The organism is Amycolatopsis sp. A1MSW2902, from assembly GCF_017312175.1.
GTDB lineage: Bacteria > Actinomycetota > Actinomycetes > Mycobacteriales > Pseudonocardiaceae > Amycolatopsis > Amycolatopsis nivea.
In genome coordinates this window covers 6,899,692-6,914,974 of the sequence record NZ_QJPO01000001.1, presented here as the reverse complement: position 1 = coordinate 6,914,974, position 15,283 = coordinate 6,899,692, and the positions used below count along the sequence as shown (strand labels likewise).

Genomic DNA, 15,283 nt, shown 5'->3' with positions numbered 1-15,283 from the left:
GTAACCCGGGGAACCGATCTTGACCGGCGGTGACCGACAGGCCGCTGACCTGGAAGTTTGAGTGGGCCGCCTGGGGCTCGAACCCAGAACCTACGGATTAAAAGTCCGCAGCTCTACCAATTGAGCTAACGGCCCGCGCGCTCAGTCTAGCGGGCAGCGCCCGGCCCCTCACCGGGGTGGGTACCCACCCCTAACCTCACCGCCGCGAGCGGAGTCGAGACACGAACCGCACGAGGTCTGCGGCGTAAGCCTCCGGCTGGTCCATCGCGATGAAGTGATGCCCAGCCGGATTGTCATCAGGCCAGTGGACGATCTCCGACTCCCTCGAGGCCAGCCGGCGGATCCCCGGCACTCCGCTGTACACCCCGGTCGGCGCGTCCTTCTGGCCCCGCGGCCAGGCGAACCCGGTGCTCGAGTAGTACGACCACGACGAAGTCCCGAAGGTCTCCGTGAACCAGTACACGCTCAGGTTCGTCAGGAACCCGTCCAGCATCTCGTCCAGTGCCCGGCCGCCGCCACCGAACTCGTGGAACTTCTGCGCCATCCACGCCAAAGCACCCACGGGGGAGTCGTTCCAGCCGTAAGCGAACGTCTGCGGTGCGGCGCGCAGCAGGGCGTGGTGGTCGACGCCGTTCATCCAGTCCTGCGACATCATTTCGGTGAACGCCGCGCGCTCCGAAGAGTCCAGGTCTGGTAGGTCGGCTTCGGTGGGAATCCCCAGGCCAGCGGTGATGTAGACGCCCAGCACCGGACCGACCCGGGCGACTTCGGGGGCTACGTAGGCACCGTAATCGCCGCCTTGGACGACGTAGTCGCGGTAGCCCAGGCGGCGCATCAACTCGGCCCATGCGCGGGCCACGCGAGTGGCGTCCCAGCCTGGGCCGGGAGCGGACGAGAAGCCGTAGCCGGGCAGGGACGGGACCACGACGTGGAAGTCCGAAAGGTGCTCGATCAGGTCCGCGAACTCGACGAAGGAGTTCGGCCAGCCGTGCGTCAGCAGTAGCGGCGTGGCGGACGGTGCGGCCGACGGGACGTGCAGGAAGTGCAGGTCGACACCGTCGATCTCCGTGTGGAACTGCGGGAATTCGTTCAACCGGGCCTCGTGGGCGCGCCAGTCGTAGCCGGTGGCCCAGTAGGACGCGACCTCGCGCAGCCAGTCGACCGGGGCGCCGCGGTCCCAGCCCTCGCCGGGCAGCGGGGACGGCCAGCGGGTTTGGGTGAGCCGGGCGCGCAGGTCGGCGAGGGCGGCGTCGGAGATGTCGATGCGGAACGGGCGAATGGTCATGAGAAGGACGTTAGAGAGCATGTAGGGCAGGTATGGTCCTAGATCATGAGCGCGGCGCGGTTGTTGCAGTTGCTGTCCCTGTTGCAGGTGCCGAGGCAGTGGCCGGGCAGCGAGCTCGCGGAGCGGCTGGGCGTCGAGGGGCGCACGGTTCGCCGGGACATCGAGCGGCTGCGGGAGCTCGGGTATCCGGTCGAGGCGACGATGGGGGCGGAGGGCGGATATCGCCTGGTCGCGGGCAGTGCGATGCCGCCGTTGCTGCTGGACGACGAGGAAGCGGTCGCGATCGCGGTCGGGTTGCGGATGGCGTCGGGACATGCGGTGACGGGGATCGACGAGGCGTCGGTGCGGGCGCTCACGAAGCTGGAGCGGGTCTTGCCGTCTCGATTAAGGCGCAGGGTGAGTGTGCTGAGCAAGGCGACGGTGCCGTTGCCGCTGAACGACGGGCCGCGGGTGGATCCGGAAGCACTCACGGTCCTGGCCACGGCGATCGCCAACCGCGAGCGGCTGCGGTTCGGCTATCTCGCCAACGACGGCAAGGCGACGAAAAGGCTGGTCGATCCGCATCATCTGGTGTCGTCCGGCCGGCGCTGGTACCTCCTGGCGTTCGACAGTGACCGCGACGACTGGCGGGTCTTCCGCGTCGACCGCATCGAAAAACTGCAGGCCATCGGGACCCGGTTCACTGCGAGAGACCTGCCTGCCAAGGACCCGGCGGAGTACGTGACCAAGAAGCTGCACACCTCCCGCCCGACGCATCGCGCGGTGGTCACCGTGCACGCGCCGGCCGACGAAGTGGTGCGGATTTGGGGCGCGGCAAGCGAAGTGACCGCAGTGGACGATCGCACGTGTCGCGTCGTCAGCCCGGCCGACACCCTGGAGTGGCTGGCGTTCCGGCTGACCAGCCTCGGTCGCGAGTTTCAGGTGCACGAACCGCCGGAGCTGGCGGAGCACCTGCGCGAACTCGGCGGCCGGGCGTTGCGTGCGGTCAGTCCGGGGTGATCAAGCCAGTTCCGCCAACGATTCCCGGAGCTTCCCGGTCACCTCGACCGGCCGGCGGGACTCGCGGTCCACGAACACGTGCACGAAATACCCTTCCGCCACCAAGGTTTCCGACGCCGTGTACATCCCGATCTCGTACCGCACGCTCGACCGCCCGAGGTGCGCCACCCGCAGTCCGATCCGCAGCGTGTCCGGGAACGAAACCGAGGCGTGGTAAGCACACCGCGATTCCACGCACAGCCCGATCACCGGCCCGGACTCGATGTCGAGGCCGCCGCGTTCGATCAGCCAGGTGTTGATGACGGTGTCCATCAACGAGTAGTGCACGACGTTGTTCACATGGCCGTAGACGTCGTTGTCCTTCCAGCGCAACGGAACCGTCTGCCAATGCGGATAGTTCACCACAGCTGCACCGAATCCCGGAGAATCCCCGCCAGGTCCTTTTCGGACGGTGTGCGCGGCGCGGTGGTCAGCAACCGTTGCTGTTTCAAGGTTCCCTCCACCAGAGAGTCCACATCGGACTCGGTATAGCCGACCGCGCCGATTCCGGCGGGCAGGCCGATCTCGCGCATCAGCATGGTCAGCACCGCGGGCAGGTGGTCGGCGAAGTCGCCGGACCATTCGAAATCCGGGGCCAGCAGCCGGGCGACGCGCTGGTGCCGCTCCGGGTTCGCTTCGAAGGTGAACCGGAACGCGGCGGGCGCGGTGAGCGAGACGGCCATGCCGTGCGGCACCATCGCTTCCTCGCCGGGATAGCCGTCGGGGTGGAAATCCCGGACCTGCCCGGCGATCGGATACGCGTTGGCGTGCGGGATGTGCACGCCGGCGTTGCCGAAGCCCAGTCCGGCGAACGTCGCGGCCAGCGCCATCGCCTCGCGCGCGGCCATGTCGTCGCCGTCGCGCACCGCGGCGGGCAGCGCCCACGACAGCAGCTCCAGCGACTTCTCCGCGAACATGTCCGCCAGCGGATTCGACCCGCAGTAGGGCACCCGCTCCTCAGGCCGCTTCCGGCCGAACTCGGTGTAGGGCTTGGCGGTGTAGCTCTCCGCGGCGTGGCAGAGGATGTCCATCCCGCTCGCCGCGGTGACCCCGGCCGGCTGGCTGACCGTGAGCCGCGGGTCCACGACCGCGAGCGTCGGGCGCAGCCGCAGGTGGCTGATCCCGCTCTTCACCCGCAGCGACAGCACGTCCAGCACGCACACCGTGGTGCTTTCCGATCCGGTTCCGGTCGTCGTCGGCACCGCGACCAGCGGCTTCAGCGGGTTCGCCGGCGCGCGGCCGCCGCCGACCGGCGCGTTGACGTAGTCCATCAGCTCGCCGTCGTTGCTGGTCAGCAGGTTGGCGGCCTTCGCGGTGTCGATGCTGGACCCGCCGCCGACCGCCACGAACGCGTCGTACGGGCCGGTGCCGCGAGCGAAGTCCACCGCCTTCTGCATGCTGACGTCGGTGGGCTCGACGTGCACGCCGTCGAAGGTTTCGGCCGCGATCCCGTAGCCGCGGATGCCCTCGGCGATCCGCTCCGGCCAGCCGGTCGCCGCGACGACCGGGTCGGTCACCACCAGGACGCGCCTGGCGCCGAACTGGGCAAGATCGTATCCGATCTCGTCGCTGGAGCCGGTTCCGTATTTGAGCGCCGGAGCCCCATAAGTGAAAACAGTCTCATGTTCGGCGGATGTCACGACGGCGTCCTCCCAACTGGTGGGCAGCCCGATCCGGCAATTGGCACAATCCCGCGGCGAGTTGTTCAAGATCACTTGACGCCGGTTCACGGTGCCGCCCTAAGCTCTCCTCATTAGATACCAAGTGGGAACCACCGTCGCGCAAACGGCCGTACGCGTCTTGAACGAGGCCCGGGTCCGCCGGGTGTACGCGGTCGTCGGCGAGTCGTTCCTGGAATTGCTCGACGCGCTGCGCCGCGAGCGCGACGTCACGCTCGTTTCGGCCCGCCACGATTCGGGCGCGGCCTTCATGGCCGAGGCCGAGGGCAAGCTCACCGAACGCCCCGCCGTGCTGCTCGCGAGCCGCGGTCCCAGCGCCGCCGCGCTGGTCATGGGCGTGCAGACGGCGTATCAGGACGAGACGCCGATGGTGGTGCTGCTCGAAACCCCCGCGCTCGACCCGGTGCTCACCGGCGAGGTGCCGACGTCCGATTCGACCGGGATGTTCGAATCGATCGCCAAATGGTGCGTCCGCGCGGACGATCCCGACGACGTGCCGCATCTGCTCGCCGAAGGTCTCGCGCGGTGCCGCGAAGGACGGCCGGGCCCGGTCGTGATCGGCGTGCCGAGCGACGCGTGGGGCGTCCCGTACGACTCGGCCAAACCGGTGGCGAAGGTGCGCCCGCCGGCCACCGGAACGCTGGGCCGTTCGGCGGAAGCGGTAGCCGGGCTGGTGGACGAAGCGCGTTACCCGGTGGTCATCGTCGGCGGGCGGGCACGGTCGGCGCGGGACGAGCTGATCGCGGTGGCCGACGAGCTGGCGCTGCCGGTATACAACGCTTTCCGCCGCCAGGACGCGTTCCCAGAGAACCACGCGCGCTACGCCGGGCACCTCGGCCTCGGCATCCCCGCGCGCCAGCTCGACGCGCTCGAACGAGCCGACCTCGTGCTCGCGCTCGGCACGCAGCTCGACGAAGTCACGACGCAGGGCTTCCGCTATCCGACTCCGCAGCAGACGCTTGTCCTTGTCGGCACTGGCATCGACGAGCAGCGCCGTCGCGGCCTGACGTTCCGTGTGGACACTGAGGTCGAGCCGTTCCTGAAGGAGCTGCGCGCGATCGCTTCGCCGCGTACGCGCAGAGCGTCGGCCGCGAACGCTGCCGTACACACCTTCATGACACCGCCGAACACAAGCAACAACACGCGTGTACATCCGGTCGACGTCGTGCGCGCGCTGCGAAAGCTCGCGCCCGAGGACACCATCGTCACCAGCGACGCCGGCAACTTCGCGCAGTTCATGCACCGCTACTGGTGCTTCACCGCTCCGCGCAGTCAGCTCGGTCCGAGCAACGCGGCGATGGGGTACGCGGTGCCTGCGGCCGTAGCGGCCAAGCTCGCCGAACCGCGACGCGCTGTGGTCGCGATGGTCGGCGACGCGGGCACGCTCATGACAGGGCAAGAGATCGAGACCGCTGTGCGGTACCGCGCGCCAGTGATGGTGGTCGTGTTCCAGAACGGCTTGCACGGTCCACTCGCGATGCATCAGGCGCGTACGCACGGACGGCTGTCCGGAGTGACCATCCCGCTGACAGACTTCGCGTCGTGGGCGCGCGGGCTCGGCGCGGCCGGGTACACGGTGGACGATCGCGAGCGGCTCGAACCGATCATCGCGAGCGCGCTCGTCCGGCAGCGGCCGTGCGTCATCGACGTCCGGACGGACCCGGACGTCGTGACCCCCGACGTGCGGCTGAGCACGCTTCTCGGAGCCCCGCGTCCTTCCGGGACCTGAAATCTTCCTGAGAACACAGGGAAACGCCGGGAATGTTCGGTAGCTGGCGGGGGTTGGCTCAGGTAACCTGACTTCTGTTCCCGGGGTTCGGCATCCGGACCCGGTTCGCCCCGCGAGGTTCGCTGGCGTTCGGTTGGGGAAATTCCCGGGTGGACACGTTCCCCGGCTCGGTTCGCGGCCATTCGGCGCGTTTCAGGGGTGGGGACAACCGGTTTCGGCCGGATTTTGTCGGTGCCGGATGGCACCATCGCGGTCATCGCCCCGCTTGCCGCGGGGAAGGAACGAGGGGAGTTCGTCATGGCCGACGAAAAGGACGGGAAATCCCGTACCGCCGCGGCGACGGCTCGCGGCCGGGCCCGGTCCGCGCGGGCCGGTGCGCTGGTGTCGGTAGTGCGCGAGGAGCCGGAACAGGGCCAGGCCGTCGAGGTGCCTGCCCAGACCCGGTCCGGGGTGGTTCCGGTGCTGTTCAGCGCCAGTGCGGAAGCCCACGACGTAGCCGTGGTCGCGCCTGATCAGGGCGCTGACTGGCGCTCGCCGTTCGGTGCGCCGCTCCGCCACGCCAGCGGGGAGTGACCCGGCTTCGCGAACTGGGGTGAGTCGGCTTGTCCGCGCCCGCTCCGCTGTGCTTTACTTTAGTTGGTCTCGATTTTTGTGTTCGTGGTAAAGCACGCTCGCAGAACTCGGCGGGCGTGGGCCTCCTCTCTGGGGAACGCATCTCGCCCGTGTCTGGGCCCAGGACGTCGGTCGGCTTCCTGTTTTGGTGTTATGTATGGAGATTGTTTAGATGACTGAGGGCACCGTGAAGTGGTTCAACTCCGAGAAGGGGTTCGGCTTCATCACTCCCGACAACGGCGGCGGCGACGTCTTCGTGCACTACAGCGAGATCCAGGGCAACGGTTTCCGTACCCTCGAGGAGAACGCTCGCGTGCAGTTCGAGATCGGCCAGGGCCAGAAGGGCCCGCAGGCCACGTCGGTCAGCCTGATCTGACCTGCGTCTAATCGCTAAGTCGCCACCACTCCCGGTTGCGGGGGTGGTGGCTTCTTTCGTCTCTGCCGCCGAGCGCTCGTCCCACCATGCGGATTGTCTTGCCGGACAAGGCTTTATATGCCGGACCGGCCATTGTGGATCACCCGATCGTGGGCTGCCCGGAGGCTCGTAGGCTCGCGGGCATGAGCGAAAACACCTACCTCGTCACCGGCATGTCCTGCGGCCACTGCGCGCAGTCGGTCACCGAGGAACTGACCGAGGTGCCCGGGGTCGAGAACGTGACCGTCGACGTCGAAACCGGGCACGTGACGGTCCGCAGCGCCGAAGCCCTCGACGAGACCGCCGTCCGCGCCGCGGTCGAAGAAGCCGGGTATACCTACGAAGGGCTTGCTTCTCTCGTTTGAACGACGGGTAGCCACGCGGGAACCCAGGGTAGGCTCTGGCCGGCGTGGAGGCACGGCCGATGCAACGTCCGTGCAACCCTTTCCTCCGCGTGAACCGGACGCGTGTGCTGGTCCCCTGGCGGCAGTGGACTGAGGGGTGCTCGATGGGGGTAGTCGTTGCGGGGATCGTGGCGAACCCGGCGTCCGGTCAGGACATCCGAAGACTCGTCACGCAGGCGTCGGCCGTCCCGGTCGAGGAGAAGGCCAATCTGGTGCGCCGGCTGCTGTCGGCGTTCGCGGTGACCGGCGTCGAGCGTGCTCTGCTGTCCACTGACCTCAGCGGTATCTCCGCCGCCGTGCTGCGCGACCTCGGCCGCGAGCCGCTGCCCCGCGTGGAGTTCTGCGACGAGGACACCCTCACCGGCACCGCGCAGGACACCATCAACGCGGTGCGCCGGATGGTCGAGGCCGGGGCGGGCGTGATCGTGTGCCTCGGCGGCGACGGCACCGCTCGGGTCGCCGCGAAGGCGTGCGGCGACGTCCCGCTGCTCGCGCTGCCGACTGGCACCAACAACGCGTTTCCGCAGGCCGGAGAAGCCACTGTGGCCGGGCTCGCTGCCGGGATGGTCGCGAGCGGCCAGGTCGACGCCGACCTCGTCACCCAGCGAGTCAGCATGCTCGAGGTCGTCACCAAGAACCGTCGCGAGATCGTGCTCGTGGACGTCGCTGTCTCGATGAACAAACACGTCGGCGCGAAGGCGCTCTGGGATCCGACCGCGCTCACTGAGCTGTACTGCACCTTCGCCGAGCCGGACGGCATTGGCCTGTCGAGCATCGCCGGACAGCTGTGTCCGAGCTCTCGTTCCAGTGCGGACGGTGTGGCGCTGCAGCTTGGCCCGGTCGACAGTTCCGCGTACGTGGTGCACGCCGCGATCGCGCCCGGCGTGGTGCGTCCAGTCGGCGTACGTGGCTGGGGAGTGCTGCGTCCGGGCGTACGCGTGGACCTTGCCGCAGGTGGCGGCGTTATCGCGGTAGACGGAGAACGCGAACTGGAACTAAAGAACGGCGAAGGAGCGTACGTCGAACTGCGCGCCGACGGCCCGTGGTGCGTCGACGTACGCGCGGCAATGGCCGAAGCGGCAACCCAGGGGTTGCTACGCAGTACCGCTACGAGCGGAAGCGTCGAGAAAGGCCGAAGCCGCGGTCAGTGCGCTGGCTGAGATCACGTGCAGGTGACACCTTCCGGGTGTCGTTCGCTGCGCCTCGCCCGACCGGCTACCTTCTGCGAGTGGCACACGGGGAGGATCGGGGATGAGCAGCACTGCGACGCGGCCGGAAACGACTGCCGAGCCCCCACCGGAGAAATTTCGGGGCCGCAGCGGAATCGCCGGGCTGCTGGACCTGCCCGGGCAGGCGGTGCGCGCGGTCGTCAGATCCACGACCACCACGCCCGGCAAGCTTTCGCTGATCGCGGTCGCGCTGGTGCTGCTTTCGCTGGTGGCCGGGCTCGTGGGCGTGTTGTCGGTGAAGGACAAGGACAACACCATCAACGGCCTGATCGACCACCGCGAACCTCTCGCGGCGGCCGCGCAGCAGGTGTTCCGCTCGCTGTCGGACGCGGACGCGACCGCGGCCAGCGCTTTTCTTTCCGTCGGCACCGAACCGCCCGCGCTGCGGAAGCGGTACGAGCAGGACATCGCCGAAGCGGGATCCGCGCTCGCCCGCGCGGCGTCCGATACCACTGACGTCGGCACCGCCGCCCACCAGGTGGACATCCTGAACCAGAAGGTCCCGGTCTACACCGGGATCGTCGAGACCGCGCGCGCGAACAACCGGCAGGGTTTCCCGTCCGGCGCTTCGTATCTGCGCGAGGCCTCGCAGCTGATGCGCACGACGATCCTGCCCGCGGCGGACGAGCTCTACAAGGCGCACACGCAGAAGCTCACCGACGAGCAGGACAGCAGCAGCGACGTGCCGTGGGTCGCGGTCGCGCTGGTCGTCGTTCTCCTCGCGGCGCTCGTGGCCGCACAGATCTACCTGACCCGGCGGACGAACCGGGTGCTGAACATCGGGTTGCTCGTCGCCACCGGCTGCATCGTGCTGTCGCTGCTGTGGGGCGCGGTCGCGCTCGTCGTGCAGGGCAGTCTCGTCGCGACCGGGCGCACCGACGGCACGTCGCAGGTCGACATCCTGGTGCGCGCCCGGATCTACGCGCTGCAGGCCCGCGCGGACGAAACCCTGACGCTGGTCGCGCGCGGCGACGGCGGCGCGTACGAGCAGCAGTTCATCAAGCTGGCCGAGAAGCTCGTCGGCGCAGACGGCAAGGGCGGCCTGCTCGGCGACGCGCGCGGCCTCGCCTCGGGCACCGCGGGCGAGCAGAAGATCGAAGCGGCGGAGCAGGCCGCGCGCGAATGGTCGCTGGCCCACCTTCAGGTCCGCCGCCTCGACGACGGCGGCCAGTACCAGGAAGCCGTCGACTTCGCGACGAGCGTGAGCCCGAACAGCGCCGCCGCCGCGTTCGCCCGGCTCGACACGAACCTCCAGGCCGCGATCGACGTCTGCCGGCAGGAATTCCTCGACAGCACCAGATCCGGCGACAACGCGCTCACCGCGCTCGCGGCGGGCGTCGGGGTGCTGGCGGTGCTCGCGGCGGGCGGCATCACAGTCGGCGTGCGAGAGAGACTGAGGGAGTACCGGTGATCCGGTCGCGGCACTTCGTCCGGACTGCCGTGCTCGCGGTGGTCGCGGTTCTCGCCGCCGCCTGCGGGACGGCGGTCCAGCCGATGGAGGCCGCGCCGGTCACTGACGCGGCCTGGCCCGCCCCGGCGGGCGTCGGCGGCCCGGACGCCGCGGCCGGCGGCGATTCCGACACCAGCTGCAACCCGCTGGCCAGCCTCGCGCCGAATGGTCTGGACACCTCCGGACCGAGCCTGCAGAAGATCAAACAGCGCGGGAAGCTCATCGCGGGCGTCGACCAGACGACCTACCTGTTCGGCTTCCGGAATCCGAAGACCGGCAAGCTCGAGGGCTTCGACATCGACCTGGTCAACGAGATCGCCAAGGCGATTTTCGGCAGTTCCGAGGGCCACGTGCAGTACCGGGCGATCACGTCGTCGCAGAGGGAGAACGTGCTCAAGGAACACCAGGTCGACGTGGTGGTCCGGACCTACAGCATCACCTGCGCCCGCCGGAAGCAGGTGCAGTTCTCGTCGGTGTACTACGTGGCCGGGCAGAAGATCCTGGTGCCGAAGTCGTCCAACGCGCAGTCGCTGACCGACCTCGCCGGGAAACGCGTGTGCGCGGCGGCGAAGTCGACCTCGCTCGCGAAGATCGCCACCGACCCGGCCAAACCGGTCGCGGTGTCGGTGCCGAACTGGTCGGATTGCCTCGTGATGCTGCAGCAGGGCCAGGTCGACGCGGTGTCCACCGACGACACGATCCTGGCGGGCATGGCCGCGCAGGACCCGACGGTGAAGGTCGCGGGCGATCCGATGACACAGGAGAATTACGGCGTCGGGGTCCCGAAGGACGAGGAGGACCTGGTCCGCTTCGTGAACGCGGTGCTGGACAAGATCCGCGGCGACGGCACTTGGGCGAGCAGTTACCAGAACTGGGTCGGCGCCCGGCTGGGGCCGGCGAACCCGCCGTCCCCGCAGTACGGGTGACCTGGCCAGTCGCGCTGCGTGAGTTGTACTTTTTGAGCGGCAGGTTTGCCGCGGGGAGCTCGGGAGGTAGTTGTGTCGGAGGAGGCGCGCCGTCCTCGGCACGCAGCACCGGAGGGGGACGGCGACGAGGCGAAGGCCGCGGACCAGCCGTCTGGGCGGGGCGAGGCGGCCGACGCTTCGTGGACCCCGCCGCCGCCCGTGCGCTGGGACACCCCGGAACCGTCGGTGTCCGGGCGGCTGAACCCGCAGGCCGATCCGGACGCGGAGACGTTGATCAACGCACCGGTGCAGCGTCCGCAGGGCGGGCAGCAGGGTCAGCGGGGCGGTCAGCAGGGCCAGCCGGGACAGGCCGCGCCGTCGGGCCAGCCCGCTCAGCCGGGACAGGCGCAGCCGGGTCAGGCCGGGCAGCAGCCGCGGACGCAGGGCCGTCCGGCTCCGCGCGGAGGCCAGCCGATGCCGCCGCAGGGCCGTCCGCAGGGGCAGCCGCCGTCGCAAGGCCAGCCGTACCCGGGACAGCCCGCGCCGCCGTCGCAGGGGCAGCCCTATCCGCCGCAATCGCGCACCGGACAGCGGCCGGCCCCGCCGAACCATCCGCAGCAAGCGCAGGGGAACCGCCCGTCGCGTCCGCCGGAAAATCGCGCCACCGGACCGAACTCCGGCCCGATTCCGATGGGCGCCGCGGCGCAGGGCAAGCCCCCGGCTGACGGCGGCGACGCCCCCACGCGTCCGCCGGGCGACCTCGCGCCGGTGATCCTGCCGCAGTCGAACCAGCCGGTCGCTCCCGTCGATCCGGCCGCGCCGATGCCGACCAGCGTGCTCGCCAGCCCGACGCCGCACACCCAGAGCATCATGCCGCCGACCCCGAGGGTTGCTCCCGCAGACGGCGGCCCGCTGCCCGACCACGGCACGGACAGCGTCCTGCCGTCGGGCGGCAGCGAAGGCCACGGCACCGGCACCCACGGTTCGCAGGGGTCGCAAGGCACCGGCACCGGCACGGGGTCGTTCCCCGGCACCTCCCGGCGCACCGGCTCGCGCGGCACCCGCCGCTCCCGGCGCGGACGGCTCGGCGCCGGCCTCATCGACGTGCCTCCGGTGCCGTACCGCGATCCGTCGACCGCGGTGCTGGCCAACCCGGTCGTGGCCGAGGACAAGCGCTTCTGCGGCAACTGCAGCGCGAAGGTCGGCCGCGGCAAGGACGGTCAGCCGGGCGAGCCCGAGGGCACCTGCGAGAAGTGCGGCACGCCGTTCTCGTTCATCGCGAAGCTGAAGGCGCACGAGGTCGTCGGCGGCCAGTACGAGGTGCTCGGCGCGCTCGCCTACGGCGGTCTCGGCTGGATCTACCTGGCCAAGGACCACAACGTGTCCGACCGCTGGGTCGTGCTGAAGGGCCTCATCGACACCGGCGACTCCACCGCGATGGCCGCCGCGGCGAACGAGCAGCGGTTCCTCGCCGAGGTCGAGCACCCGAACATCGTCAAGATCCACAACTTCGTGCAGCATCCGGACGCGCAGACCGGCAACACCGTCGGCTACATCGTCATGGAGTACGTCGGCGGCCAGTCGCTGCGCCAGCTCGCGCTGCAGCACCACCGGGAAAGCAACCGGCCGGAGCCGCTGCCGATCGGCCAGGTCATCGCGTACGGCCTGGAAATCCTGCCCGCGCTCGGCTACCTGCACGGCCAGGGGCTGCTGTACTGCGACCTCAAGCCGGACAACGTCATCCAGACCCGCGAGCAGCTCAAGCTGATCGACCTCGGCGCGGTGCGGCGGATCGACGACTACGAGAGCCCGCTGTTCTTCACCACCGGCTACAGCGCGCCCGAGCTGGCGTCACAGGGCGCGTCGGTGTCCTCGGACCTGTACACGGTCGGCCGGACGCTTGCCGTGCTGAGCTTCGAATTCGCCGGCTACACCCGCGAGTTCAAGAACACGCTGCCCGGGCCGGACGCGGTGCCGTTGTTCGCGCTTTTCGGGTCGTACTACCGGTTCCTGAAGCGGGCCACGCACGCTGATCCGGACCGCCGGTTCATCGCTGCGGACGACATGGCGGACCAGCTGACCGGGGTCCTGCGCGAGATCATGGCGCTCGGCACCGGTCAGCCGCGGCCCGCCGCGTCGACGGTGTTCGGGCCGGAGAGCCGGACGTTCGGTGTCCATCTCGTGGTGCCCGAGCAGGGCGAGCGGGTGCCGTTGCCGGACGCGGCCGAGGTCGTTGCCGGGCTGCCGATTCCGCAGGTCGACACGGATGACCCGGCTGCTGGCGTGCTGGCTACGACGACCGCGCTGGATCCGCACGAAGCGATCGAGGCACTGGCTACCGCGCCGCGCGAGTCGATCGAGGTGCGGTTGCGGATTGTGCGTGCCCGGATCGAGCTGGGCGAGTTCGTGGAGGCGCAGCGGCAGTTGCAGGCCGCGCAGTATTTGGCTATTCGGCACGGGTTCCCGCACGACTGGCGGATTGACTGGTACCGCGGGTTGATCGAGCTGGCCGGTGGTCGGCCGCGGGTCGCGCATGTGGCGTTTGACGCCGTTTACGACGACCTGCCGGGGGAGATCGCGCCGAAGCTGGCGTTGGCGGTGAGTGCTGAGGGCGTGGGGGATTACTTTGGTGCCGCTCGGTTCTATGAGCTGGTTTGGCGGACGGACCGGACTTATGTGAGTGCTGCGTTCGGGCTTGCGCGGGTGTATTTGGCGCAGGGGGCGCGGGAGAGTGCGGTGGAGGTGCTGGAAGGGGTTCCGGCTACTTCGACGCATTATGTGGATGCGCAGGTTGCGGCTATCAAGATCAAGACTCGGGCGCAAGGTGTGGGTACCGGGGAGCATCCGACTGTTACCGAGGGCGATCTTGTGGACGCTTCCGGGCGGTTGCAGCGGTTGAATCTTGATGCTGAGCGGCATACGCGGCTTAGTGCTGAGGTGCTTGAGGCGGCTTATGACTGGCTGAAGGTGCCTGGGCAGGCTAAGCCGGTTACTGCTGCGAAGGTGCTCGGGTGTGAGCTGGAAGAGCGGGACGTCCGGTTCGGGCTGGAGCGGTGTTATCGGTCGTTGGCTCGGTTGACGGATGACGCTGGTGATCGGATTGCGTTGGTGGATCGGGCTAATGCTATTCGGCCTCGGACGCTTACCTGAGTTGCTTACCTGAGTTTCGGCTCGTCGCCTGGCGGCGACATTGCGCCCGTCTTGGTTGCGTGGGGCACCCCGAAGGTTGATTGTGCAGGGGAGCTTCGTATCGGGGTTGGGGGAGGGGCTGGGTGCCTCGCTCGTTGGGTGCACCGGCTGCGGTTTGGGTGGGTGGGGGGTAGCGCCCCAATGGGGATTTTTCATCTTGTTGGTGCTGGTTAGGTGGGGTTGACGGGGCTGGTTGTGGTTGTGCTGTAACGGAGTTGCGGGGCGGGCGTGGGCCGGGCGGGAACGCGGCGGAGCCCCCGGATGTTGATCAAGTCGTGACTCAAGAAAAAACGTCCGGGGGCTCCGCTCTCACTGTCTCACAGCAGGTTCTGGCCTCGTATCGCAGCGTGTTGCCGGTGTCGCCGCCCACGATCGCGATGCTGGCCGGGTTGATCGGCCGCCGCCGCCGGGCGATCGGGTCGCGGTGGCGCAAGGCGTCCCCGGCCGAGCAGGCGGTGCTGGTGCTGGCGATGCTGCGCCACGACCAGCGCCTGCTGGACCTGTCCCGCGCCAACGCGGTGTCGGCCGCCACGCTGCGCCGCTGGCTGCTGGAGGCCATCGACCTGCTCGCGGCCCGGGCGCCGCGGCTGGGGCGGGTGCTGCGGCGGCTGGCCGCCCGCGGCGCGGCGGTGGTGCTGGCCGACGGGACCCTGATCCGCACCCGCCGCCGCACCGGCACAGACAATCGCCGCAACTACAGCGGCAAGCACAAACACCACGGCCTCAACGTCCAAGGCCTCACCGACGAACACGGACGGCTGCTGTGGGTCTCGGCCGTGCTGCCGGGCAGGACCGCCGACATCACCGCCGCCCGCCGCCACCGGCTGCGCGACCGCCTCCACGCCCACGGCCTGACCCCCGCCGCGGACAAGGGCTACCAGGGCTGGCACAAAGACGTCCGCGACACCCGCCACTGCCCGGACTGCGGCGGCCCCTGCGCGCAGATCGTGCTCACCCCGTTCAAAGCCGAAACCAACCGGCCGCTCACCGAGCCGCAGAAACAGGCCAACAGCGTGTTCAACGCGATGCGCTGCGCGGTCGAGGGCGGCTTCGCCGCCCTCAAAACCTGGCGCGTCCTCGACAAACTCCGCATCGCACCACGCCACGCCACCACCCTCGTCCGCGCCCTGCTCGTCCTCACCCAGCACGAACAAGCCGTCCGCGACACCGCCCAGCCCACCCCGGCCTGACAACTACCACACCCCGTCAACCCGCCATGAACAGCACAAACCAGGATGAAAAATCCCCAATGTGGCATTGGGTGCGTGGGATGCACCCAATGTGGCGTTCGGTGCGTGGGATGCACCCAATGCCGCGTTGGGGCGGCATCCCGGGCGGACGGCGGGCG

General features: G+C 69.2%; 13 protein-coding genes and 1 tRNA gene. 10 read left to right on the top strand and 4 right to left on the bottom strand.

Features of this window, described 5'->3' with window-relative positions; genetic code table 11:
• Positions 1-62: 62 nt before the first annotated feature.
• Together DMP23_RS32075 and DMP23_RS32070 are read right to left on the bottom strand one after the other, a co-directional pair.
• A tRNA-Lys gene (locus DMP23_RS32075) sits at positions 63-135 on the bottom strand.
• A 61-nt stretch (positions 136-196) separates the two neighbouring features.
• Entirely contained in the window at positions 197-1,285 is a 1,089-nt protein-coding gene (locus DMP23_RS32070; protein WP_337823343.1) for an epoxide hydrolase family protein, read from the bottom strand.
• Positions 1,286-1,330: 45 nt separating this feature from the next.
• On the opposite strand from DMP23_RS32070, the gene DMP23_RS32065 reads away from it, so the two are divergent.
• Positions 1,331-2,284, top strand: a complete 954-nt coding sequence (locus DMP23_RS32065) for a helix-turn-helix transcriptional regulator (protein ID WP_337823342.1) — start codon at positions 1,331-1,333, stop codon at positions 2,282-2,284.
• On the opposite strand, the gene DMP23_RS32060 is transcribed toward DMP23_RS32065, so the two are convergent.
• Both DMP23_RS32060 and DMP23_RS32055 read right to left on the bottom strand, forming a co-directional pair.
• Positions 2,285-2,689, bottom strand: a complete 405-nt coding sequence (locus DMP23_RS32060; protein WP_337823341.1) for an acyl-CoA thioesterase — start codon at positions 2,687-2,689, stop codon at positions 2,285-2,287.
• Entirely contained in the window at positions 2,683-3,963 is a 1,281-nt protein-coding gene (locus tag DMP23_RS32055; protein ID WP_337823340.1) for a hydroxyacid-oxoacid transhydrogenase, read from the bottom strand. Before DMP23_RS32055 ends, DMP23_RS32060 begins: the two co-directional genes overlap by 7 nt.
• Positions 3,964-4,087: 124 nt before the next feature.
• Between DMP23_RS32055 and DMP23_RS32050 the strand changes: the two genes are divergently transcribed.
• The 9 genes from DMP23_RS32050 (at position 4,088) to DMP23_RS32010 (ending at position 15,125) form a co-directional block, all read left to right on the top strand.
• Entirely contained in the window at positions 4,088-5,731 is a 1,644-nt protein-coding gene (locus tag DMP23_RS32050; protein WP_238603510.1) for a thiamine pyrophosphate-binding protein, read from the top strand.
• Between the two features lie 231 nt (positions 5,732-5,962).
• Positions 5,963-6,304, top strand: coding sequence for a hypothetical protein (locus DMP23_RS32045; RefSeq protein WP_037807433.1), 342 nt, complete (start codon positions 5,963-5,965; stop codon positions 6,302-6,304).
• A 211-nt stretch (positions 6,305-6,515) separates the two neighbouring features.
• Entirely contained in the window at positions 6,516-6,719 is a 204-nt protein-coding gene (locus tag DMP23_RS32040; protein ID WP_009071749.1) for a cold-shock protein, read from the top strand.
• Positions 6,720-6,901: 182 nt separating this feature from the next.
• Positions 6,902-7,123, top strand: a complete 222-nt coding sequence (locus tag DMP23_RS32035) for a heavy-metal-associated domain-containing protein (RefSeq protein ID WP_009071751.1) — start codon at positions 6,902-6,904, stop codon at positions 7,121-7,123.
• A gap of 143 nt (positions 7,124-7,266) precedes the next feature.
• Positions 7,267-8,322 (top strand): ATP-NAD kinase family protein, encoded by a 1,056-nt coding sequence (locus DMP23_RS32030; protein WP_337823339.1) that lies wholly within the window; start codon positions 7,267-7,269, stop codon positions 8,320-8,322.
• Positions 8,323-8,413: 91 nt separating this feature from the next.
• Positions 8,414-9,802: a hypothetical protein gene (locus tag DMP23_RS32025; RefSeq protein ID WP_336157117.1), complete on the top strand. Its 1,389-nt coding sequence runs from the start codon at positions 8,414-8,416 to the stop codon at positions 9,800-9,802.
• A gap of 29 nt (positions 9,803-9,831) precedes the next feature.
• The gene (locus DMP23_RS32020; protein ID WP_037807716.1) at positions 9,832-10,767 is read left to right on the top strand and encodes a glutamate ABC transporter substrate-binding protein; all 936 of its coding nucleotides are present in this window, start codon (positions 9,832-9,834) and stop codon (positions 10,765-10,767) included.
• Positions 10,768-11,436: 669 nt separating this feature from the next.
• The gene (locus DMP23_RS32015; RefSeq protein WP_443111364.1) at positions 11,437-13,896 is read left to right on the top strand and encodes a tetratricopeptide repeat protein; all 2,460 of its coding nucleotides are present in this window, start codon (positions 11,437-11,439) and stop codon (positions 13,894-13,896) included.
• Between the two features lie 395 nt (positions 13,897-14,291).
• Complete coding sequence (locus DMP23_RS32010; RefSeq protein ID WP_337820148.1) at positions 14,292-15,125, top strand: transposase family protein; 834 nt, start codon at positions 14,292-14,294, stop codon at positions 15,123-15,125.
• Positions 15,126-15,283 lie beyond the last annotated feature (158 nt).

Bases quoted from the DNA above. Each gene is read 5' to 3' on its own strand.
- DMP23_RS32070 (WP_337823343.1), bottom strand. From the start codon at position 1,285: ATGACCATTCGCCCGTTCCGCATCGACATCTCCGACGCCGCCCTCGCC.
- DMP23_RS32065 (WP_337823342.1), top strand. From the start codon at position 1,331: ATGAGCGCGGCGCGGTTGTTGCAGTTGCTGTCCCTGTTGCAGGTGCCG.
- DMP23_RS32040 (WP_009071749.1), top strand. From the start codon at position 6,516: ATGACTGAGGGCACCGTGAAGTGGTTCAACTCCGAGAAGGGGTTCGGC.
- DMP23_RS32035 (WP_009071751.1), top strand. From the start codon at position 6,902: ATGAGCGAAAACACCTACCTCGTCACCGGCATGTCCTGCGGCCACTGC.
- DMP23_RS32030 (WP_337823339.1), top strand. From the start codon at position 7,267: ATGGGGGTAGTCGTTGCGGGGATCGTGGCGAACCCGGCGTCCGGTCAG.
- DMP23_RS32025 (WP_336157117.1), top strand. From the start codon at position 8,414: ATGAGCAGCACTGCGACGCGGCCGGAAACGACTGCCGAGCCCCCACCG.
- DMP23_RS32015 (WP_443111364.1), top strand. From the start codon at position 11,437: ATGGGCGCCGCGGCGCAGGGCAAGCCCCCGGCTGACGGCGGCGACGCC.